General features: G+C 72.9%; 18 protein-coding genes and 3 tRNA genes. 6 read left to right on the forward strand and 15 right to left on the reverse strand.

Annotated features, from left to right (window positions below; genetic code table 11):
- Positions 1-831: an MEDS and STAS domain-containing protein gene (locus Apa02nite_RS45770; RefSeq protein ID WP_203830747.1), complete on the reverse strand. Its 831-nt coding sequence runs from the start codon at positions 829-831 to the stop codon at positions 1-3.
- Positions 832-964: 133 nt separating this feature from the next.
- On the opposite strand from Apa02nite_RS45770, the gene Apa02nite_RS45775 reads away from it, so the two are divergent.
- The gene (locus tag Apa02nite_RS45775; protein ID WP_373873098.1) at positions 965-2,131 is read left to right on the forward strand and encodes an acyl-CoA dehydrogenase family protein; all 1,167 of its coding nucleotides are present in this window, start codon (positions 965-967) and stop codon (positions 2,129-2,131) included.
- Positions 2,132-2,303: 172 nt separating this feature from the next.
- On the opposite strand, the gene Apa02nite_RS45780 is transcribed toward Apa02nite_RS45775, so the two are convergent.
- Together Apa02nite_RS45780 and Apa02nite_RS45785 are read right to left on the reverse strand one after the other, a co-directional pair.
- Positions 2,304-4,265 carry an RNA polymerase sigma factor gene (locus Apa02nite_RS45780; protein WP_203830748.1) on the reverse strand — a complete coding sequence of 654 codons (1,962 nt, stop codon included), beginning with the start codon at positions 4,263-4,265 and terminating at the stop codon, positions 2,304-2,306.
- 4 nt (positions 4,266-4,269) lie between these two features.
- The gene (locus tag Apa02nite_RS45785) at positions 4,270-4,590 is read right to left on the reverse strand and encodes a YciI family protein (RefSeq protein WP_203830749.1); all 321 of its coding nucleotides are present in this window, start codon (positions 4,588-4,590) and stop codon (positions 4,270-4,272) included.
- Positions 4,591-4,763: 173 nt separating this feature from the next.
- Between Apa02nite_RS45785 and Apa02nite_RS45790 the strand changes: the two genes are divergently transcribed.
- The 4 genes from Apa02nite_RS45790 to Apa02nite_RS45805 are packed head-to-tail and all read left to right on the forward strand — an operon-like array spanning position 4,764 to position 12,116.
- The gene (locus tag Apa02nite_RS45790) at positions 4,764-7,475 is read left to right on the forward strand and encodes a helix-turn-helix transcriptional regulator (RefSeq protein ID WP_203830750.1); all 2,712 of its coding nucleotides are present in this window, start codon (positions 4,764-4,766) and stop codon (positions 7,473-7,475) included.
- Positions 7,476-7,507: 32 nt separating this feature from the next.
- Entirely contained in the window at positions 7,508-8,542 is a 1,035-nt protein-coding gene (locus tag Apa02nite_RS45795; protein ID WP_239165035.1) for an alpha/beta hydrolase fold domain-containing protein, read from the forward strand.
- Entirely contained in the window at positions 8,539-11,160 is a 2,622-nt protein-coding gene (locus tag Apa02nite_RS45800; RefSeq protein ID WP_203830752.1) for a helix-turn-helix transcriptional regulator, read from the forward strand. Before Apa02nite_RS45795 ends, Apa02nite_RS45800 begins: the two co-directional genes overlap by 4 nt.
- Positions 11,157-12,116: an alpha/beta hydrolase gene (locus tag Apa02nite_RS45805; RefSeq protein WP_203830753.1), complete on the forward strand. Its 960-nt coding sequence runs from the start codon at positions 11,157-11,159 to the stop codon at positions 12,114-12,116. Before Apa02nite_RS45800 ends, Apa02nite_RS45805 begins: the two co-directional genes overlap by 4 nt.
- 3 nt (positions 12,117-12,119) lie before the next feature.
- Here Apa02nite_RS45805 and Apa02nite_RS45810 read toward each other — a convergent pair whose 3' ends face one another.
- From Apa02nite_RS45810 to Apa02nite_RS45820, 3 genes are all read right to left on the reverse strand, one after another.
- The gene (locus tag Apa02nite_RS45810; protein WP_203830754.1) at positions 12,120-12,389 is read right to left on the reverse strand and encodes a Txe/YoeB family addiction module toxin; all 270 of its coding nucleotides are present in this window, start codon (positions 12,387-12,389) and stop codon (positions 12,120-12,122) included.
- Positions 12,386-12,655: a type II toxin-antitoxin system Phd/YefM family antitoxin gene (locus tag Apa02nite_RS45815; RefSeq protein ID WP_067708263.1), complete on the reverse strand. Its 270-nt coding sequence runs from the start codon at positions 12,653-12,655 to the stop codon at positions 12,386-12,388. The genes Apa02nite_RS45810 and Apa02nite_RS45815 overlap by 4 nt, the downstream gene beginning before the upstream one ends.
- A gap of 70 nt (positions 12,656-12,725) precedes the next feature.
- Positions 12,726-13,142, reverse strand: a complete 417-nt coding sequence (locus Apa02nite_RS45820; RefSeq protein ID WP_203830755.1) for a MerR family transcriptional regulator — start codon at positions 13,140-13,142, stop codon at positions 12,726-12,728.
- Positions 13,143-13,197: 55 nt separating this feature from the next.
- On the opposite strand from Apa02nite_RS45820, the gene Apa02nite_RS45825 reads away from it, so the two are divergent.
- The gene (locus tag Apa02nite_RS45825) at positions 13,198-13,959 is read left to right on the forward strand and encodes a methyltransferase domain-containing protein (protein WP_203830756.1); all 762 of its coding nucleotides are present in this window, start codon (positions 13,198-13,200) and stop codon (positions 13,957-13,959) included.
- A 170-nt stretch (positions 13,960-14,129) separates the two neighbouring features.
- Here Apa02nite_RS45825 and Apa02nite_RS45830 read toward each other — a convergent pair.
- From Apa02nite_RS45830 to Apa02nite_RS45875, 9 genes are all read right to left on the reverse strand, one after another.
- Positions 14,130-14,201: transfer RNA gene (locus tag Apa02nite_RS45830), tRNA-Val, on the reverse strand.
- Between the two features lie 28 nt (positions 14,202-14,229).
- A tRNA-Cys gene (locus Apa02nite_RS45835) sits at positions 14,230-14,300 on the reverse strand.
- Positions 14,301-14,341: 41 nt separating this feature from the next.
- Positions 14,342-14,413: transfer RNA gene (locus tag Apa02nite_RS45840), tRNA-Gly, on the reverse strand.
- 186 nt (positions 14,414-14,599) lie between these two features.
- Positions 14,600-14,788 (reverse strand): hypothetical protein, encoded by a 189-nt coding sequence (locus Apa02nite_RS45845; protein ID WP_203830757.1) that lies wholly within the window; start codon positions 14,786-14,788, stop codon positions 14,600-14,602.
- A gap of 118 nt (positions 14,789-14,906) precedes the next feature.
- Complete coding sequence (locus Apa02nite_RS45850; protein WP_203830758.1) at positions 14,907-16,082, reverse strand: cytochrome P450; 1,176 nt, start codon at positions 16,080-16,082, stop codon at positions 14,907-14,909.
- A gap of 48 nt (positions 16,083-16,130) precedes the next feature.
- Positions 16,131-17,219: a VWA domain-containing protein gene (locus Apa02nite_RS45855; protein ID WP_203830759.1), complete on the reverse strand. Its 1,089-nt coding sequence runs from the start codon at positions 17,217-17,219 to the stop codon at positions 16,131-16,133.
- Positions 17,219-18,187 carry a VWA domain-containing protein gene (locus Apa02nite_RS45860; protein WP_203830760.1) on the reverse strand — a complete coding sequence of 323 codons (969 nt, stop codon included), beginning with the start codon at positions 18,185-18,187 and terminating at the stop codon, positions 17,219-17,221. The genes Apa02nite_RS45855 and Apa02nite_RS45860 overlap by 1 nt, the downstream gene beginning before the upstream one ends.
- A 61-nt stretch (positions 18,188-18,248) precedes the next feature.
- Positions 18,249-19,304, reverse strand: a complete 1,056-nt coding sequence (locus Apa02nite_RS51690; RefSeq protein WP_239165034.1) for a DUF58 domain-containing protein — start codon at positions 19,302-19,304, stop codon at positions 18,249-18,251.
- Positions 19,305-19,307: 3 nt separating this feature from the next.
- The gene (locus Apa02nite_RS45875) at positions 19,308-20,300 is read right to left on the reverse strand and encodes an AAA family ATPase (RefSeq protein WP_203830761.1); all 993 of its coding nucleotides are present in this window, start codon (positions 20,298-20,300) and stop codon (positions 19,308-19,310) included.
- Between the last annotated feature and the right edge of the window lie 29 nt (positions 20,301-20,329).

Genomic DNA, 20,329 nt, shown 5'->3' on the forward strand with positions numbered 1-20,329 from the left:
TCACTCCAGCCACACCCGGTCCGGTGGCCCCGACCAGTGGAAGGTCAGCAGCCGCCGGACCGGCCGGGACAGCCCGACGATCCGCAGCCGATGCGTGCCGGCCGCGGCCGGGGCGAGCAGGATCCGGGCCGCGGCCGAGTCGGCGAACCGCAGCCGGGTCAGGTCCAGCACCAGTGGCATCCGGCCCATCACGGTGTCCTCGATCAGGTGCTCCATCATGGCCCGCAGCGCGTGCCGGTTGGACAGGTCGGCCTCACCCTCCAGGCGCAGCCCGAGCGGCCGCTGGGTACGCACCCCGCGCAGCAGCGGCACCCGTTCCGGGTCGGTGTTCCGGCTGATCGTGGCCGGGTGCGAACGGGTGAGCCGCCGTAGCTCCGGCTCGCTGAACAGGCGGCGGTCGTAGAGGCAGACACCCATCGCGTAGCCGTCCGCGAAGATCCGGTTGACCCGGGACTCGTACCAGAACAGCTCGTCGACGAGGGTGCGCCGGCTGGCCCAGGACATGTCGCCGATGCCCCGCATGCCCCGGTAACCCGCCGCGCGGGACGCGGTCGCCTCGCCCTTCCAGGCCGCCAGGCTGAGGTACGCCGGGCCCGGTTCGACGAGCGACAACTGCCCGCTGGCCAGGGCGTTCGTGACGTCCATGCCCTGCTCGGCGAGGAGCGCGGGCAGCCGGTCGGCGCGCTGCCCGTGGTAGAGGATCCGGTGGTGCTCGCGCAGCCCGGCCCGGACGTACGCCGCCACACTGCGGGCCCGCAGCGGCTCGTCGTCGAAGATCAGACAGGCGTGGTCACCCGGGCTCAGGTGGTCGAGCGTGCTGGCCTCGGCCATCGTGTCCTCTCGGTGATCGCCCCGTGCCGGAAATGCTGGCCATCACCGTAGTCACGGCCGCCCGCCGGGGACCATCGCTGAATCGGGTGCCCAGCAGGCGGCATACTGCCGGGGAAGCTTCTTTGGAGGACGCATGACGATGACCGACCCGCTCGAGTTGCTCGACATCGCCGGCCTGCTGAGCGACGAGGAACGGCAGATCCAGGAGACGGTGGCGCGCTTCGTCGCCGACCGGGTCCGGCCGTATGTCGCGGAGTGGTTCGAGGAGGGCACGTTCCCCCGCGAGCTCGCACCGGAGCTGGGCAAACTCGGGGTGCTCGGCATGCACCTGGACGGCTACGGCTGTGCCGGCACCAGCGCGGTCGCCTACGGCCTGGCCTGTCTGGAGCTCGAAGCCGGCGACTCCGGCCTGCGCAGTTTCGTGTCGGTGCAGGGTTCCCTGGCGATGTTCTCGATCTGGAAGTACGGCTCGGAGGAGCAGAAACTCGAGTGGCTGCCCCGGATGGCGGCCGGCGAGGCGATCGGCTGTTTCGGCCTGACCGAGCCGGACTTCGGCAGCGACCCGGCCAACATGCGCACCCGGGCGGTCCGCGACGGCGACGACTGGATCCTCACCGGCACCAAGATGTGGATCACCAACGGCAGCATCGCCGACATCGCCACCGTCTGGGCGCAGACCGAGGACGGCATCCGCGGCTTCCTGGTCCCGCGCGGCACCCCCGGCTTCACCACCCGCACCATCAAGCAGAAACTCTCGCTGCGCGCGTCGATCACCGGCGAGCTGATCCTGGACGGCGTGCGCCTGCCCGACGCCGCCCGGCTGCCTGGCGCCCGCAGTCTCGGCGCCCCGCTGAGCTGCCTGAACGAGGCCCGCTTCGGCATCATCTTCGGTGCCACCGGCGCCGGCCGGGACGCGCTGAGCAGCACCCTGGACTATGCCAAGACCCGCGTCCAGTTCGACCGCCCGATCGCGGCCTTCCAGCTCACCCAGGAAAAACTGGCCAACATGGCGGTCGACCTGAACACCGCCGCCCTGCTCGCACTGCACCTGGGCCGGCTGAAGGACGCCGGCACCCTGAAACCGCACCAGGTCAGCGTCGGCAAGCTCAACAACGTCCGCAAGGCCCTGTCGATCGCCCGCGAGTGCCGCACGATCCTCGGCGGCAGCGGCATCACGCTGGAGTACTCACCGCTGCGCCACGCCAACAACCTCGAGTCGGTCCTCACCTACGAGGGCACCTCCGAGATCCACACCCTGGTCATCGGCCACACCCTCACCGGCCACGCCGCCTACCGATAAACCCTTTTTCGGTACGACCTGAAGGTCCCCACAAGCATTGCCCGGTCCCGTGGCTCAACGCGACGCGGTTGTTCCCTCCCGACCGCGACGCCGCATCCGGGCTGATGCGTCCCCTCCCCAGCGTGTGAAGTTGCGGCGCGCTCCGCACCCAAAGTCCCCACGCGGGGTGGGGTCAAGGGCGCAGGGTGCGGAGGGTGTGGCCGGTGGCCTGTTTGTACAGGTATTCGGCGCGCTCGTAGGAGAGCCGGCGCCGCCCGGTCTCCGGGCAGAGATCGGCCGGCGCGGGCCGGCGGGCCGGGGCCGGGCGCCGGTCGGAGAGGAACAGCGGCCCTCGGGTGCGCCCGGCGATCACTTCCGGTAACCGGGCCGCCGTCCGCTCCCCCCAGCTCACCCCCGGCCCCCGGCGCGCCACGAGATCGAGATCCTGGACGTCGAGCGCCAGCACCGCACCGATCGGCGCCACCGACTCCCGCACCATCAGCCACAGCACCCGCTCCCGCACCGCGACATCCACCCGGTCCCACGGATCGTGCGCGCCGGCCGAGTCTGCGGGTGATCGGGCGGCACGCTCCACCGGCCGGTTGCGCAGGCCGCTCGCGAGCTGCGGAAATCCGGCCGCCGCGGCGAACGAGCGGAACGCGGCCAGGTGCCGGTTCCAGCCACGCGGCGCGGCGCCGGGCCAGAGGGTGGCGACGACCGCGGCTACGCCGGCCGGATCGAGGGTGGTCAACGGAGTCCGTTCGCCCAGGGCCCGGCGCATCCGGAAGAGCGATTTCCGGTACGCCTGAGCGGTCACCGGCCGCAACCCGCCGAGGAAATCGTCCACCGCCGCGCCGAGCAGCGGCCCCTCCCCGGCGTCCGCACCAGACCGAAACTGGTCAGCAGCCGCGTCAGCAGCGGGCACGTCGGGGCGGAGCCGGCCGGCGGCTGCTTCCGCCCGGGCTCGGAGGAAGTCACGTTCGGCGGCGTTGCGGGTCAGGGACGCGGCACGTTCCAGCTCCCGGCGCGCCTCGGCCACCCGGCCCACCCGCAGCAGCAGGTCCCCGCGCACCCCGGGCAGCAGGTGGTAGTCCCGGAGCACCGGGTCGGCCCGCAGCTCGTCGACCAGGGCCAGCCCGGCCTCCGGACCCCGGGCGAACCCCACCGCGACCGCCCGGTTCAGTCGCACCACCGGGGTCGGCGACAGTCGCGCCAAAGCGTCGTAGAGGACCGCGATCCGGGCCCAGTCCGTTGCCGCGGCGGTGCTCGCCTGTGCGTGACAGACCGCGATCGCCGCCTGCAGAACGTAGGGTCCCGGCGCTTTCCCGGCACCCGCCGACCGGGCCCGCAACATGGCCGCGAAACCGCGGTTGATCAGCAGGCGGTCCCATTTCCCGCGATTCTGTTCGTGCAGCGGGACCGGCTCGCCGCGGGGCCCGATCCGGGTCGCCGCACGGGACTGCTGAATCTCCATCAGGGCGGCGAGCCCGTGCACTTCCGGATCGTCCGGCGCCGATGTGGCGAGCAGCCGGCCCAGCCGCAGCGCCTCCAGGCACAGGCCGGGACGCATCAGGTCGTCGCCGGACGTGGCCGAGTAGCCCTCGTTGAAAATCAGGTACACGACCTCGAGCACCGACGACAACCGGCCGACGAGTTCGGGACCGTCCGGCAGTCCGTAAGCGACGCCGGAATCGGCCAGGGTGCGTTTGGCCGCGGCGATCCGCTGCGCGATCGCCGATTCGCCGATCAGGAAGGCCCGCGCGATTTCGGCCGGGCTGAGGCCGCCGATCACGCGCAGGGTCAATGCCACCCGGGCCGGCTTTTCCAGTACGGGGTGACAGGAGATGAACAGCAGCCGCAGAACGTCGTCACCGGACGACGCCGCGGGGCTGTCCGGCGGCTCCATGTCCGTACCGTCGAATCTGCTCGAACGCCGCAGGTGATCGACGGCCTTGCGCCGGGCGATCGTGGTCAACCAGGCGCCCGGGTTGTCCGGCAGGCCCTGGACCGGCCACTGCTCGATCGCCGCGACCAGCGCGTCCTGCGCGAGCTCCTCGGCCAGGCCGACGTCGTGGACCATCCGCAGGAGCGCCGCGATGATCCGCGCGGACTCCTGCTTCCAGACGACGCCGACCGTGGCCCGGATGTCGATCATCAGATCAGCTGAAGACCTCGTGGACCAGGCTCTCGCCGTCACCGACGATCGCCAGGAAGCGGCGGCCGATTTCGATCGCCTCTTCCCGGGAGCGCACCTCGACCAGGGCGAACCCGCCGATCGCCTCCTTGGCCTCGGTGAACGGGCCGTCGGTGACCGTCACCTGGTCACCGGCCGAGGTGAGCTTGAAGCCGGACGCGTCGAGGCCACCGGTGGCCAGCAGCACGCCGGACGCCGTCATCTCCTCGATGAACGCGGCCATCTCGGTGAAGAGCTTCTCGTCGGGCTGGTTGTCCTGGGTCTTCGAGAGCATCAGGTAACGCATCGGTTTCTCCGTTCTCCGGGTTCCTGGTGAACCGTCACCCCCACGTCGAACCGGCTCATATGACAGGTAATCACAGATCGCGGGCCTGGTGGGACGGGTCACTGCGGCTTGGGACGCACCGCGGGCGCGGGCAGACTGGGCGGGCCATCGTCGGCAGGCCGGGAGGACGCGGGATGGATCTCGACCGGGACGCACCGGGCCTGATCGGCCGGGCCGGGGTGTGGGCCGAGTTGCTCACGCTGCTGGACCGGGACCGGCCGGAGAGCACCGGGGCGCTGCTCGTGGGCGCCGCCGGGATCGGCAAGACCACGCTGGTGGAGCGTTTCGTCTCGTACGCCGGGGACCGGGGTTTCCCGGTGATCCGGGCGACCGGCGAGGCGGGCGCGGAACCGTACGCCGTGCTCCGCGCGCTGTTCGGCGGTGCCGATCTCGACGAGTTGCCGGGCGGGCAGCGCCGGGCCCTGCGCGCCGCCCTCACCCCGCGGACCCCGGCCGCACCGGTGGATCTGCTGGCGTTGCGCTCCGCGGTCTGTGCCGCCTGCTCGCTGCTGGCCGGCGACGGACCGCTGGTGCTGGTGGTCGACGACGTGGACCGGTCCGACCCGCAGACCCTCGACGTGCTGCTCACCCTGGCCTCGGTGCTGACCTGGCGGCAGTTGCCGGTGGTGGCGCTGTTCGCGAGCCGCACCGAACACCTCCCGGTCGAACTCGCCGAACTCCTGCGCCAGATCCCGGTGCCCCCACTGGCCGACCGGGAGGCGGACCACCTGCTGGACCGCCTGGGCGCGCCCACCGGCTCGGCCCGCGGGGAGATCCTGCGTCGGGCGGCCGGCAATCCGCTGGCGCTGCGGGAGTACGGCGCCCTGTCCGACCCCACCCCGGTGGCGGCGACCGTGGCCGGCAGCCGCGGGATCCTCCCGGAGGACCGAGCAGGTGGAGAGGGCGGCGTCGCGCAGGTCTTCGCTCGTCGCGTACGAGAATTGCCGGAAACCGTGCGGCGGGCCCTGACCCTGGTGGCGGCCGGCGAGCGCAGCGTCGCCGTGCTGACCCGGGCCGAGCCTTCGCTGACCCCCGCGGACTGGCAGCCCGCCGAGGCGGCCGGGCTGATCACGGTGACCGACGCGGTGGTCCGGTTCCGGCATCCGCTCGTCGAGTTCGCGGTGCTGGACGCGGCCGGTGCGGGCGCACGCCGCCGGGCTCACCGGATGCTGGCCGAGGTCACCGCCGATCCGCGCCGCGCCCTGTGGCACCGGGCCGAGGCTGCCGACGGCACCGACCCGGGCCTCGCCGCCGAGCTGATCGCCGCCGCCCGCCCGTTGAACGGCGCGGCCGCGGTGACCGCCATCGGCCTGCTCGAACGCGCCGCCGACCTGCTCCCACCCGCCGACCGGGCCCCGGTCCTGCTCGAGGCGGCCGGCCGCGCGGCGGCGGTCGGCCGGATCCGCTGGGCCACCGGTGTCCTGGCCCGCGCCCGCGCGACACCCCACCCGGACCCGGAGCTGCGGGCCGCGCTGACCTCCCTCACCTCCTGGGTCCTGACCATGCACGGCCGGGTACCCGACGCCGCGGCCCTGCTCACCGAAGCTCTCACCGGCTACGCCACCCCGCCGGCCGGTGCGGTGCCGGGCGGGCTGGTCGAGACGAGCGCTTTTCCGGCGTTTCTGCTCGGGCACGGGCCGCTGTTCGCCGCGCTGCGGGCCGCGCTGCCCACCGCTTCCGGGGACGGGTTCCTGGCGCGGGCGCTGACCCGGCCGGGCGAGGACGTCCGGGCGGCGATCCTGGCGGTGCCCGAACCTGTCGCGCCCGCGGAGATCGGCCGGGCCGCGTCGGCCGGCGCCGGAGCTCTGCTGTGCGACGAGCCGGAACACGCCCTGCGGCTGCTCGGGCCCGCGGTGCAGGCCGCGATCGACGGCACCGCGGCCAGCGCATTCCTCGCCGCGCCCGGCGCCGCCTGCTGGGCACTGATCGACACCGGCCGCTGGGTCGAGGCGGAGCAGTGGCTGGTGCCGCTGCTCGCCTCCCCGGTGATGGCCGAGGCCCCGGTGCTCCGGACCGGCGCCCAGGTCCAGCTCGCGGTGATCGGCCTCGGCCGAGCTCGCAGCACCCCCGAGACAACGACGATCGCTCTCGGTCAGGCTGGTGGGGATGCGGAGCCCCGCGAACCGGTCTTCGCGCTGCGCCTGCACTGGGCCCGCGGTGTCGCCGCGGCAGCCGCCGGGAACCACCGTGAGGCCTACCTGTCGCTCCGCGCCGCTGCGGAGATTCCGCACCCGTGGCAGATGCTGGTACTACCGGATCTGATCACCGCGGCCCGGCACGCCGGCCACCCGGCGGAGGCCCGGGCGATCCACCAGCGGGTGCTCCTGGCGTCCGGCGATTCCTGGCTGACCAGTCGCAGACGGGCCCGCCTCGCCGCGGCCGCCGCGCTCCTGATCCCGGATCCGGCCGCCTCCGCCGAGCGGCTCGCCGCGGTGCTCGACGACCCCGGCACGCATCGATGGCCGTTCGAGCGGGCCGTGCTCGCGGTCGAGTTCGCCGACCGCCTGCGCCGCGCCCAGCAACCGGCCCGGGCCCGTGACGTGCTGGTCGGCGCGCTGGACACGTTCGAACGGCTGCGCGCCGCGGCCTGGACCAGCCGGGTGCACGCCGACCTGCGGATCGCCGCGCCGCCGGCCGAGGGCGACGGGTTCGCCGCGCTGACCGCCCAGCAGGAGCAGATCGTCCGGCTGGCCGCGCACGGGCTGACCAACCGCGAGATCGGCGAACGCCTGTTCCTGTCCCCGCGCACCATCGGCTCCCACCTGTACCGGCTCTTCCCCCAGCTCGGCGTCACCAACCGCACCCAGCTCGGCGACCTGGTCACCGCCCTGGACCGCCAGCAATGATCCACAACCGCGATGAGGTGCCCGTGACCGCAATGGACGATGCCACTCGCCGGCTGGCGGACGGTGCCCTGCACCCGCCGTTCCTCTATGCGATGGGCCCGGACGACGCGCGCCTCGCGCTGGACCTGATGCAGGCCCCGCCGGAGGTCCCGGCCGACCTCGAGCACCGGGTCATCGAGATCACCACCGGACGCGAGGCCATGCCGGTCCATCTGGTGATCCCGCGCGGCGCGGTCTCCGCGCCGATCATTTTGTACGCCCACGGCGGCGGCTGGGTCCTCGGCGGCTGGTCCAGTCACCACCGCCTGGCCACCACGCTGTCCCGGGAGACCGGCGCCATCGTGGTGATGCCGGAGTACGACCGGGTCCCCGAGGCCCGCTACCCCGTCGCGATCACCCAACTGGCCACCACCCTGGCCGCGATCCGCTCCGGCACTCTCCCGATCCCCGGTGACCCGCACCGGATCGCCCTGCTCGGCGACTGCGCCGGCGCCACCCTGGCCCTCTCCCTGGCCCTGCTCGACCGCCCCACCCCGCTCGTGGCCCAAGTGCTGCTCTACCCCATCGCCCGTCCCGCACCGGGCGACCGTTCCGCATCCGACTTCGCCACCGGCGCCGCCCTCCGCCTGGCCGACGTCCGGCGGCTCTGCCACGAATACGCCCCCCGCGGTGAAGCCCTCGCCGACCCGATCGGCACCCCGGACCCCACCGGCCTCCCGCCGACCCTGCTGATCACCGCCGAGGCCGACGTGACCCGGGACCGTTCCGAGGACTTCGGCAACCGCCTGCGGACCGCCGGCGTCCCGGTCACGGTCACCCGCTACCTCGGCGCGGTCCACGACTTCGCGGTGCTCGACGCCCTGCGCTGGACCTCACCGGCCCGGACCGCGATCACCCAGATCACCGACTACCTCCGCACCGCCTTCACCACCCCGCCCGAAGAGACCGCCTTCACCACGCTGCCGGAAAAGACCGCCTTCACCACGCTGCCGGAAGTGACCGCCTTCATCTCACGGCCGGAAATGACCGAAGCCGAGGAGACCGGCCGCATCGCCGGGCAGGCATGACCGTGCCCCTCATCGGGCGTTCCGCACAGCTGGCCGCGATCACCGCCGCCCTGTGCGACGGCCGCTCGGTCCTGGTCCTCGGCGAACGGGGCACCGGCCGCTCCGCGCTCCTCGCCGAGGCCGTCCGCCGGCACGCGCCGACCGGAATGTCCGTGCTCGCAGTCCGCGCACTGCCCGGCGACGAGTCCCTGCCCGGCGCCGGCCTGCAACGCCTGCTCAACCCGGTACAGCAGGAGACCGTCGCCCTCCCCCCGCCCGCCGCGGCCGCGTTCGCCCGGCTGTTCGGCGCGGACGCCCCCGACGTGACCCCGGCCCCGCTGCCCGAGGCGGTCGCCCTGCTCGCCGAGCACCTGGCCACCCGGGGCCGACAGCTCTGGTGCGTCGACGACCTGGACCGCCTGGACGCGCTCTCCCGTACCGTGATCGCCGCACAGACCCACATCCCCCTCCTGGCCGCGGCACTCCCGCAACCCACCACCGACCCCGCGCCGGACCGCAACGCCGCGGCACCACCGCAACCCACCGCCGACGCCGCGCCGGACCGCAGCGCGATCACGATCCGAATCGGACGGTTGACCCGCCTCGAGGCCGAGCGCCTCCTCGCCGGCATCCCCGGTGCTCGCGCCCACCCCGCCGCCCGCCTGCTGCTCGCCCAGGCCGCCGGCAACCCCCTCGCCCTCACCGAACTCGCCCGCCATCTCCCCCCGCCGGCCGAGCTCCCGCCGACCGCCACCGAGCTCCCGGTCCCGCCCCGCCTGCGCCGCGCCCTCGCGCCGGCCGTCGACACCCTCGACGAGCACCACTTCCGGGCCGCGCTGCTGGTCGCCGCCGCCGCCGAGACCCCCGGCCCGCACACCACCGCCGCGCTGACCACCGCGATCAGCCCGGCGATCTGGACCGGGCTGATCGACAGCGGCGTGCTGCGCCCCGGGCGACATTTCCGGCATCCGGTGGTCCGGGCCGCCGTGCTCGACCGGGCAGATTCGGTCAGCCGGCGGGCCGCGCGGCGCGAGATCGCCGACCTTCTCCGGTACGACGATCCGGCCCGCGCCTGGCACCTGGCCCGCGCCGAGCCCACCCCCGACGAGTCCGTCGCCGCGCACCTGGAACGCACCGGCGCCGACCTGACCAGGTCCGGCCGGGTGCGGGCCGCCGCATACGCGCTCGGGCTGGCCGCCGCCCGCAGCCCGGAGCCGGGGCTCGCCGACGCCCGGCACCGGCTCGCCGCCCACCAGGCCCGGATGGCGGGCGAACCGGCCTGGGAACGGCAGCTGACCCCGGCGCGTTCGCTGGCCGCCACCGGGCTCGGCCAGCTGCTCCGGGTCGCCTGGCTGCGGGGCGACGACCAGATCCGGGACGAGGTACGCGCCCTGATCCCGGGCGCACCCGGCCCGCTCGCCGTGTGGGCGCGCGCGGTGGTCGACGACGCCGACCCGGGCGGTGACGCACAGCGGCTGATCAACGCGTACCACCGGCCGCAGCAGCCGGACCACCTGGCGCCCGACGAGCGCGCCGTCCTGCTCGGCACGATCGCGATGGCCCGGCACGAGACCGCCCTGGCCGTCGGTCACCTCTCCCGGGCCGGTGCGCTCGCCCCGCCCGGTGGCCTGATCCGCCCGATCGCGCTGGGCGCCCTCGCCTGGGCGCACTTCGACGCCGGAGACCTGGACGCGGCACGGACCGAAGCGCTGCGCACCCTGGAGTTCGGCGACACCGCCCGGCACGGCACGACCACGTCGGACACCGCGGCCGGCGCGCTCGCCACCCTGGCCGCGGTGGCCCTGCTCCGGGAGGATCCGGACGCCGCCGACCGTCTCGGCGACGCCCGGGACGCCCTGCAGCCGGGACGGCACGCGCTGCACGACCTGCGGCTGGACCGCGCGCAGGGCCTGATCGCTGGGATCCGTGGCCAGCACGCCCTGGCCCGGCACCGGCTGCGGCGGCACTTCGACCGGGACGGCCGGCCCGCGCACCACCGGGTCGCCGATCTGGCGCTCGCCGATCTGGCGCTCGTCGCGGCGGGGCTCGATCGTACGGAAGAAATCGCCGTGCTCGTCGCGGCGGCCGAGCCGAGGGTGCGGGCCTTGCGCTCGGCGCGCCTGACCGCGGTCTGGCACCGGGCGCGGGCGCTGCTGGCCGGCCCGGACCCGGCGGCCGAGACGTTCTTCCGGCTGGCGCTGGCCGACCCGGGCACCGACCAGTGGGCGTTCGAGCGGGCGCTGACCCGGATGGACTACGCACAGTGGCTGCGCCGGCGGCAGCGGCCCGCCGAGTCCCGTCCGCTGCTGCGCGCGGCCCGGGACGTGTTCGCGGCGGCCGGGCTGGCCGCCTGGCGGGACCGCGCCGAGGCGGAACTGGCCGCGGCCGCCGCACCGCCCCGGCCCGGTGTTCCGGCGGCCGGGCTCACCCCGCAGCAGCGTCAGGTGGTCGGGCTGGCCGCGCAGGGGCTGACCAACCCGCAGATCGCGGCCCGGCTCGGGCTCTCGGCGCGCACCGTCGGAACCCACCTGAGCAGGGCATATCCGATCCTCGGAGTGACCCGCCGGACGCAGCTGCCGGCGATGCAGTCATTCGACGGACGACGCGCGGGGGACGCTGACGGAAGTCTGATGTCATGAGCTATCCGAAGCCGGTGCTGGAACCCGCGGCCGAGCAGTTCACGCGGGACACCGCGCTGCCGCCGTACCTTCACGAGCTCGGCATCGAGCTCGCCCGCAAGACGTTCGCCGCGGCGCAGACCGGCGACAACGTGCCGCTGCCGGTCGCCGCGACCACGGACGTCGAGATCACCGGCGGTCCGTCCGGCCGGATCCGGCTCCGGCTCGTTCGCCCGGCCGCCGCGACAGGTCCGCTTCCAGCTATTTTGTACGCCCACGGCGGCGGCTGGGTGTCCGGTGACGCCGACACCCACGACCGCCTGGTCCGGGAGTTGGCCGTGCAGTCCGGCGCCGCGATCGTGTTCGTCGACTACAGCCGCGCCCCGGAGGCCCGCTACCCGATCGCCATCGAGGAGATCTACGCGACGCTGGAGTGGGTGGCGGTGCACGGGGCCGCCCACCTGCTGGACCCGTGCCGGATCGCGATCGCCGGCGATTCGTCCGGCGGGAACCTGGCCGCGGCGGTGACCGTCATGGCCAAGCAGCGCTCCGGTCCGACGCTGGCCGCGCAGGCCCTGCTCTACCCGGTCACCGACGCGACGTTCGACACCGACTCGTACCACCAGTTCGCCGAGGGCCACTGGCTGCGTCGCGAGACCATGCCCTGGTTCTGGGACCAGTACGCCCCGGACGTCCCGTCCCGGGCCGAGATCACCGCGGCCCCGCTGCGGGCCACCACGGAACAGCTCGCCGGCCTGCCCCCGGCCCTGGTCATCGTCGCCGAGGCGGACGTCCTGCGCGACGAGGGCGAGGCCTACGCCGCCAAACTCCGCGCGGCCGGGGTCCCGGTGACAGCGGTCCGCTACCAGGGCACCATCCACGACTTCGCCACCTTGGCGGCCCTGCGCGACACCCACGCCGCCCGAGCCGCGACCACCCAGGCCGCCACCTTCCTCCGCGACGCCCTGGCCCCGTAGCAGCTATCGGTCGCCGTAGTGGTAGCGACAGGACAGGATCTCTACTTGCCCCCGTGTCTCCACGACGCGGTACACAAGCCGGTGTTCCTCGGTGATGCGCCGTGACGCCCAGCCCGCCAGATCGCCCTTGAGGAGTTCCGGCTTACCGATACCCCCCTCATCACCTCGCTGAATGTCCCTGATGAGGGCATTGACGCGTGTAAGGATCTTTCGATCACTCGCCTGCAGGTTCACGTACTCTTGCCAGGCCTGCGGGTGCCAGAGGAGCTTCACGCAACGCCTCCGGCGTCGAGGTCCTCCAACTCATGCTGGACCTGCGCGCCCGCCTCCATGTCCGCGATGCGTCGACGCAGTTCACGACCGTTGGCGCCACGAGACAGGTATTCGGTCTCCCGCCACGCGTCATAGTCGCTCTTGAGCATGACGACGAGCGGCTCATGCCCGCTCCGAGTGACCACCAGGTGTTCAGCGTCGTCCTCGATCGCGTCGAAGACGTTCGCAAGGTTGGCGCGTAGATCTGAAGCAGTGATGACCTTCATGAACCCTCCAGGATTGTACGTTATATCGTACGTCGGAAAGCTTGTTCCGAAAAGGGCGCTACATGCCCGCTCAGGGGTGGTCGAGGGCCTCGGCGAGGGGGACGCCACCGAGGCGGGCGCTGATCATCTCCTGGAAGTGCGCGCAGGCCCGGTGGTCGTCGTGGCGGCAGCGCAGGCCGTGTTCCAGGAGGGTCCGGGAGAGGGTCAAGCGGGTGATGCGTTCCCGGACCCGGGTCAGCTGGGCGCGCAGGATGGCGCGGCGCTCCTCGAGGGTGGGTGCGGCGAAGAGGTCGCGGATCTCGTCGAGGGTGAAGCCGGCGTCCTTGCAGATCTGGATCTCGGCGACCCGGGCGAGGTCGGCCTCGCTGTAGGCGCGGCGGGACGCCACCCGGCGCGCGGGGGCGAGCAGGCCCACCTGCTCCCAGTGGCGCAGCACGTGGGTGGCCACGCCGCACCGGGCCGCCAGCTCGCCGATCGCGTACTCCACGCCGCACCTCCGTGACGGTTGACTTCAGGTCGACCTTAAGTCGCAGAGTGGGCGGATGCTGAAGACGCACAGTGACCACATCGATGTCACCACGCTGATCCGGATGCTCGACGCCGCGGAGAGCACGCCCGGCGCGGTCGCGCTGCGGGAGCGCGGCTACGAGCTGCTGGGGCTGAACCCGGGCGCGACGGTGCTCGATGTGGGATGCGGGACCGGGCGTGCGGTGGCCGAACTCGCCGAGCGCGGGGCCCGGGCGATCGGGGTGGACCCCGACCCGGTGATGCTGGCCGCGGCGCGCGAGCGGTTCCCCGGGGCCGACGTCCGCGCCGCCGACGCCGCTGACCTGCCGCTGGCGGCCGGCGAGGCCCACGGCTATCGGGCCGACAAGGTCCTGCACGTCCTGCCCGATCCGGAGTCGGCACTCGCCGAGGCGCGGCGGGTGCTGGCCCCGGGCGGGCGGATCGTGCTGGTCGGGCAGGACTGGGACACCATGATCGTCGACTCCGGCCTGGGCGAACTCACCCGGCGGATCATCGCGGCGCGGGCCGACACGATCCCGCACCCGCGGATCGCCCGCGCCTACCGCAACCTCCTGCTCGACGGCGGCTTCACCGACGTCACGCTCGAGGTGCACACCATGATCCGCACTGACGCCGCCGCGCGGTTGCTGCTGGCCAAGCACGCCACCGCCGCCCACGACACCGGCACGATCACCGCCGCCGAAGCCGAACAGTGGACAGCCGACCAGAACCACCGAGCCGCCACCGACCGGCTCCTGCTGGCAATCCCCATGTTCCTGGCCGCAGCCACCCGCTGACCCCCGGCGACACCATCACCCGAGAGCCGCAAACCACAGAAGCAGTGACCGCGAGCCACCCACGGGCCACACTCACCGTGATGCGGGGCTTCCGGGGCTCGGCCCCCGGAGCAGATATGACGAAGGGCCGCGGTTCGCGCTTTCTGCGAACACACGGCCCGTGCAACTCGTGGGCGATACTGGGATCGAACCAGTGACCTCTTCCGTGTCAGGGAAGCGCGCTCCCGCTGCGCCAATCGCCCTCACGCTGTGTTCATCACACAGCTTGCGAGGTGGAGACGGGATTTGAACCCGTGTACACGGCTTTGCAGGCCGTTGCCTCGCCTCTCGGCCACTCCACCGAGCAGGCCGGTGCCCAATGGAACCGGCAACAGCCTCTCCGAGCGGACGACGGGATTCGAACCCGCGACCCTCACCTTGGCAAGGTGATGCGCTACCACTGCGCCACGTCCGCGTTGCGTCAGGTTTCCCTGGCGACGAAGGAAACCTTAGCCGAGCCGGCCACCGGATGCCAAAGCGGGTACCCGCCTGCGGGGAAATCGCCTGCTCAGGACACCTGCACGGCCCGGCGGTACGGGGTGAGACGACGCTGAGCGCCGACCGATCGGCCTCGGCCGGCGCTCAGCGGGGCTGCTGGGGGTCAGTGCGTCTCGCCGAGCAGCCGGCGCACCTCGGCGACCAGTTCGGCCTGGAACGCCGCCACGCTGCCGTCCACCACCCCGATCCGGTAGTCGTTCCCGGTCTCCGGGTCCTCGGCGGAATGGGTGTCACGCCGCCCGGCCGAACCGTCGGCGTGGCCGGCGGTGTACGCCAGAAATGCTTCTTCCATCAACGGGGCCTCCTCGAACACGCGCAGCAATCTCGCATGAGTACGGATCCAGGGGGGCCATCCGTTCGACCCGTCCCGACCTGTTGAACGTCCGAGCAGGTCAAGCCGGTCGGCCGAATCACCCCACGGTGGCCGTCACGCGGATCTCGGTGAAGGCCCGCAGCACAAAAGTCGGCCGCTGCGGCGGCTCCACGGCGAGGTCGAGATCCGGCATCCGCTCGAGCAGCGCACCCAGCGCCGCCCGCAGTTCCAGCCGGGCCAGCGGGGCGCCGAGGCAGAAGTGCAGCCCGGCGCCGAACCCGAGGTGCGGGTTCGGGTCGCGTCCCACGTCGAACGTGTCCGGCGCGGCGAACACGGCCGGGTCCCGGTTCGCCGCGCCGAGCAGCGCGGCCACCTCGGCACCGGCCGGCACGGTCACCCCGCCGATCGTCACGTCCGCCGCGGCGGTGCGCACGAACATGTGCAGCGGTGGGTCGTACCGAAGGAATTCCTCGACGGCGGCCGGGACCAGACCGCGGTCCGCGAGCAGCCGCTCCCATTGCCCCCGGTGGCGCATCAACGCCACTACACCGCTGCCGAGCGCGTTCACCGACGCCTCGTGACCCGCGTTGAGCAGCAGGATCGCCGACGCGACGAGTTCCGGGCCGGAGAGCCGGTCGCCGCCGTCGCTTGCCGCGACGAGGTGGCTGATCAGGTCGTCGCGCGGCGCGGCGCGGCGGGTGGCGGCGAGGTGGTCCAGGTAGCCGGCGAACTCCCGGCAGGCGTCGAGCGCGGCCGCTTCATCCGCTTCGGTACGGGTGACCTCGTACATTCGCACGATCGCCGCCGACCACGGTCGCAGCCGGTCCCGGTCCGGCGCGGGCACACCGAGCAGCTCGGCGATGACCGTCACCGCGAGCGGCTCGGCCAGGTCCGCGAGCAGGTCGAAATCGGACCCGGCCTGGTCCAGCAAGGTGTTCGCCTCGGCGGCGATCGCCGGGCCGAGCCGCTCCACGTGCCCGCGCCCGAACGCCTGCGCGACGAGTGACCGCAGCCGGGTGTGCACCGGCGGCTCGTTCTCCATCATCTGGTTGCGGTGCAGCGTGTTGAACGGCTCCCACACGCCGGCCGGTTGCCGGTCGGTCCAGAACCGGCCGAGTCTCCGGTCCCGCAGCACCGCGTTGGCCTCGGCGTGCCCGGCCGCCAGCCACCGCCCGGTCGGTTCGTGCCAGCTCAACGGCGCCTGCGAGCGCAGCCGGGCCAGTGCCGGGTACGGGTCGGTCAGGAACGCCGGGTCCGCGAAGTCGAGCGCCATCCGCGGACCCTATCCAGCTTTGAAGATCGGCTGGTTAACTCCGGCCTTTCATACCTTTTTCGCCGGTCGGACGGTGAGCCCGGGAGCCCGGTTCCACCACAGTGACAACCCCAGTCCGGTGAACACCAGCACCGCGCCGGCCAGCACGAACCAGAAGCTGATCTCGACGTTCGCCTGGTGCAGCCCGATCTCCTTGGGCAGGTCGCCGAGCACGCCGTCCAGCTCGTCCGCGTCCTGCGCCTTGAAGTACTGCCCGCCGGTCAGGTCGGCGACCTTGGTCAGCGCGTCCTCGTCGATCTCCTGAACCCGGCCACGGCCGCCGCCGAACCCGCCGCCACCACCACGGAATCCGCCGCCGGCGAACGAGTCGCCGCTGACCTGATCGGGTGTGCACACCATCTGGGACGGCTCGGTGGTGCCGAAGCCGATCGTGAAGACCCGGACCCGGCGGGCCGCCGCCTGCTCGGCCGCGGTCACCGGGTCGACGCCCGTGGTGTTCGAGCCGTCGGTGAGCACCACGATGGTGTCCGGCTCGTAGTCGCCGAGCGCGTTCGGCGCCGCGTCGCCCAGGTCGACACCGGTCGCCGCCACGTCCGGGTTGGTCTCCGCGATGGCGTCGATCGAGGTGAGGATGGCCTGGCCGATCGCGGTGCCGCGCGCGGTCTTCAGGGTGTCGATCGCGTCCAGCAGCTGGCCCTGATCGGTGGTCGGGGTGACCAGCAGCCCGGCGATCCCGGAGAACGCGACCAGGCCGATCTTCGTGCCGTCGTCCTGCGCCTCGACGAACTTGCGGGCCGCGTCGATCGCCGCGGACAGCCGGTTCGGTTCGACGTCGGTGCTGCACATCGACCCGGAGACGTCGATGGCCAGCAGGATCGAGGTGTTGTTGGACGGCACCGAGATCCGGGCCTGCGGCCGGGCCAGGCCGCCGGCCAGCGCCACCAGCCCGGCCAGGAAGAGGTAGACCGGGATGCGCCGGCGCCAGGCGGTCCGCCCGGGCAGCGCGGCCCGGATCAGGGCGACGCTGGAGACGGTCACCGCGGTCCGCTTCCGGCGGCGGTTCAGCCACCATCGGACGAGCAACAGCAACGGTACGATCCCGGCTGCCGCCAACGCCCACGGCCAGTGGAACGACATCAGACGATCCTTCCGTGCCAGCGGGTGCCGAGCAGTCCGCCGAGCGCCAGCAGCAGCAGGGCGGCCCCGGCGAACGGAGCGGTCAGCTCCAGCGGCTCCTTCTTCGTGGTCAGCCGCAGGTCGATCGACTTGGTGGTGTCGGTGAGCGTCGCCGCGTCACCGGCCGGGTTGTACGTCCCGCCGGTGACCTGGGCGACCGCGGTCAGGGTGCGCTCGTCCAGCGCGGTGTTCAGCTGGAACCCGTCCACCTCGACGGTCGAGCCCTTGGCGGTGCCCACCCCGACGGTCTGGATCCGCACCCCGGCCGCGGCGGCCAGCTCGGCGGCGGCCTCGGCGTCCGGCCCGCCGGTGTTCTCCCCGTCGGAGAAGACCACCATGGTCGCCGACGGCCAGTACCCGAGAGCGCCGGTGTCGGTGGTGGCGCCGTCCTCCGGCAGGCTCACCGGTTTGCCGGTGATCGCGCCCAGGCCGACCAGGATGGCCTGGCCCAGCGAGGTGCCGCCACTGGCCTTCACCCGGGCGATCGCGGCGGCCGCGGCGGTGTGGTCGTCGGTCGGCGCCTGGGTGAGCAGCGCCTGGTCACCGAAGACCAGCACACCCACGTCCACGGTGTCCGGCTGGTCGTCGACGAACGCGGTGGCGGCGGCCTGCGCGGCGGCCAGCCGGGACGGCGCCACGTCGGTGGCCGACATGCTGTTGGAGATGTCGAAGGCCAGCAGCACGGTTCCGGACACCCGCGGGACGGCCACCTGGGCCTGCGGGCGGGCGAGCCCGATCAGCAGGATCGGCAGCGCGGCGAGCAGCAGTCCGTACGGAAGATGGCGCCGCAGGCCCCCGCCGACAAGCGTGCCGAAACCGGCGGTCTGGAGCGCAGCGGTCCGGCGCCGTTGCAGGGTGACGTAGCCGGCCACCGCGGCCCCGGTGATCAACACCGCCACGACCAGCACGAACGGGTAGAGGAAGCTCATCGGCGGCCCTGTCTCGTCGGCGGTACCGTGACAGCGGCCCGGTCCGGCCCGCGCACCCGGCTCATCGGCGGCCCTTCCCGGAGGTGTGGACCATCTGGACCAGCGCGGCCATCAGGTCCTGGTCGGTGGTGATCCGGTGCGCGGCGACGCCGGCCCGGCGCATCCCGTCGGCGAGCTCCGCCTCGCGGGCGCCGACCTCCCCGGCCAGCCGGCTACGCAGCAGCGGGTCACTCGTGTCGACGAGCAGCTGCTCACCGGTCTCGGCGTCCTCGACCAGGACCACACCGAGGTCGGGCAGGTCCAGCTCGGCCGGGTCGACGACCCGGATCACCACCACCTCGTGGCGGTGGGTGAGCATCCCCAGTGGACGGTCCCAGCCCGGCTCCCCGATGAAGTCGGACATCACAAAGATCAGACTCCGCCGCTTGACGGTGGTCATCGCGGCAAGCCGCAACATCGCGGAGAGATCCGTGGTGGCGGGTGCAGCGTTCTTCGCGGAGCCCTTTCCCGCGGTGCCACCGGCACCTTGCCCGGCAGCACCCTTCCCGACGGCCCCGCCCGCGCCCTGCCCGGCCGGCAGGGCGCGGTCCGCGCTCTGCTCCGAGCCGCCGCCCCACCTCCCCCACATCCGATTTTTCGGCTTTTCTGGCTTTGTTGCGGGAGCTGGCGGTTTCAGCAGCTCGTGCGCGATCCGCAGGATCTGGTCGCGGCCGGTGCGCGGCGGGATCACCCGGTGCGCCGCGTTGTCGTAGAGGATCGCGCCGACCCGGTTGCCGCCCTGCGACACCAGCCGCGCCAGGCTGACCGCCAGCTCGGTGGCGACCGAGTCCTTCCCCTCGTGACCGCCGAACTTCATCGAGGCCGACTTGTCGATCACCAGCCACGCGGTGAGCTCACGGTCCTCGGTGTACTGCCGGACGAACGGCTCGTCCAGCCGGGCCGTGACGTTCCAGTCGATGTGCCGGACGTCGTCCTCCGGCGAATACGCCCGCAGGTCGGTGAAGTCGATCCCGGCGCCGTGCCAGACCGTCCGGTAGGCGCCCTGCAGCCGCCCGTCGAGCCGGCGGCCGAGCCGCCACTCCAGGTGCCGCAGCAGCCGGTCGGGAGGGGTCACCATGGCTCAGCGGCTCCGGCCGGCGGGCTCCGGGAACTGCATGTTCGCAATGATCTTGGAGAGGATCAGGTCGGCCGTGACGTCGTCGGAGAGCGCCTCGTAGGAGAGCACCATCCGGTGCCGCAGCACGTCCAGAGCCAGGTCGGAGAGGTCCTCGGGGACGACGTACTCCCGGCCGCGCAGGTACGCCAGGGCGCGACCGGCAAGTACCAGGCTGATCGAGGCGCGCGGGCTGGCGCCGAACGTCACATACCGCGCCAGGTCGGTGAGCCCGACCCGGCTCGGGTCACGGGACGCGTTGGCCAGCTGCACGGCGAACTCGATCAGGGACGGGTCGACGTACACCTGATCGGCGGCCTGCTGCAGGCCGACCAGCGTCTCCGGGTCGATGATCCGCTGGATCACGGCGGCCGGGGCGAGCGCCCGCTCGACCACCACGAACTCCTCGGTGGGGCTCGGGTAGCCGATCAGCACCTTCATCATGAACCGGTCGACCTGCGCCTCGGGCAGCGGATAGACGCCCTCGTTCTCGATCGGGTTCTGGGTGGCCATCACCAGGAACGGGTTCGGCAGCTTGTGCGTCTCCCGGCCGATCGTGACCTGGCGCTCCTGCATCGTCTCCAGCAGCGCGCTCTGCACCTTGGCCGGCGCCCGGTTGATCTCGTCGGCCAGCAGCAGGTTGGTGAAGACCGGGCCGAGCTGCACCTGGAACTCGCCGGTCGGCTGGTGGTAGACCCGGGTGCCGACGATGTCCGCGGGCACCAGGTCGGGGGTGAACTGGACCCGGTGGAAGTCGCCGCCGATCGCCTCGGCGAGGGACTTCACCGCGAGCGTCTTGGCCAGCCCGGGCACACCCTCGACCAGGATGTGGCCGCGGGCGAGCAGCGCCACGACCAGGCGTTCGAGCAGGACGTCCTGGCCCACGATGGTCTTCTTGACCTCGTAGAGCACCTTCTCGATCGGTCCGGCCGCGGCCGGCGGGGCATCGGTCCAGCTCATGTAACCCGTCCCTCGGTTCGGTTCGACTT

The sequence above is a fragment of the Actinoplanes palleronii genome, from assembly GCF_016862315.1.
Taxonomy (GTDB): domain Bacteria; phylum Actinomycetota; class Actinomycetes; order Mycobacteriales; family Micromonosporaceae; genus Actinoplanes; species Actinoplanes palleronii.

Coding starts and splice junctions, on each gene's coding strand:
- Apa02nite_RS45875 (WP_203830761.1), bottom strand. CDS start 20,300: ATGAGCTGGACCGATGCCCCGCCGGCCGCGGCCGGACCGATCGAGAAG.
- Apa02nite_RS45800 (WP_203830752.1), top strand. CDS start 8,539: ATGACCGTGCCCCTCATCGGGCGTTCCGCACAGCTGGCCGCGATCACC.
- Apa02nite_RS45795 (WP_239165035.1), top strand. CDS start 7,508: ATGGACGATGCCACTCGCCGGCTGGCGGACGGTGCCCTGCACCCGCCG.
- Apa02nite_RS51690 (WP_239165034.1), bottom strand. CDS start 19,304: ATGGTGACCCCTCCCGACCGGCTGCTGCGGCACCTGGAGTGGCGGCTC.
- Apa02nite_RS45770 (WP_203830747.1), bottom strand. CDS start 831: ATGGCCGAGGCCAGCACGCTCGACCACCTGAGCCCGGGTGACCACGCC.
- Apa02nite_RS45825 (WP_203830756.1), top strand. CDS start 13,198: ATGCTGAAGACGCACAGTGACCACATCGATGTCACCACGCTGATCCGG.
- Apa02nite_RS45845 (WP_203830757.1), bottom strand. CDS start 14,788: ATGGAAGAAGCATTTCTGGCGTACACCGCCGGCCACGCCGACGGTTCG.
- Apa02nite_RS45775 (WP_373873098.1), top strand. CDS start 965: ATGACGATGACCGACCCGCTCGAGTTGCTCGACATCGCCGGCCTGCTG.
- Apa02nite_RS45860 (WP_203830760.1), bottom strand. CDS start 18,187: ATGAGCTTCCTCTACCCGTTCGTGCTGGTCGTGGCGGTGTTGATCACC.
- Apa02nite_RS45855 (WP_203830759.1), bottom strand. CDS start 17,219: ATGTCGTTCCACTGGCCGTGGGCGTTGGCGGCAGCCGGGATCGTACCG.
- Apa02nite_RS45850 (WP_203830758.1), bottom strand. CDS start 16,082: ATGGCGCTCGACTTCGCGGACCCGGCGTTCCTGACCGACCCGTACCCG.
- Apa02nite_RS45780 (WP_203830748.1), bottom strand. CDS start 4,265: ATGATCGACATCCGGGCCACGGTCGGCGTCGTCTGGAAGCAGGAGTCC.
- Apa02nite_RS45785 (WP_203830749.1), bottom strand. CDS start 4,590: ATGCGTTACCTGATGCTCTCGAAGACCCAGGACAACCAGCCCGACGAG.
- Apa02nite_RS45805 (WP_203830753.1), top strand. CDS start 11,157: ATGAGCTATCCGAAGCCGGTGCTGGAACCCGCGGCCGAGCAGTTCACG.
- Apa02nite_RS45815 (WP_067708263.1), bottom strand. CDS start 12,655: ATGAAGGTCATCACTGCTTCAGATCTACGCGCCAACCTTGCGAACGTC.
- Apa02nite_RS45790 (WP_203830750.1), top strand. CDS start 4,764: ATGGATCTCGACCGGGACGCACCGGGCCTGATCGGCCGGGCCGGGGTG.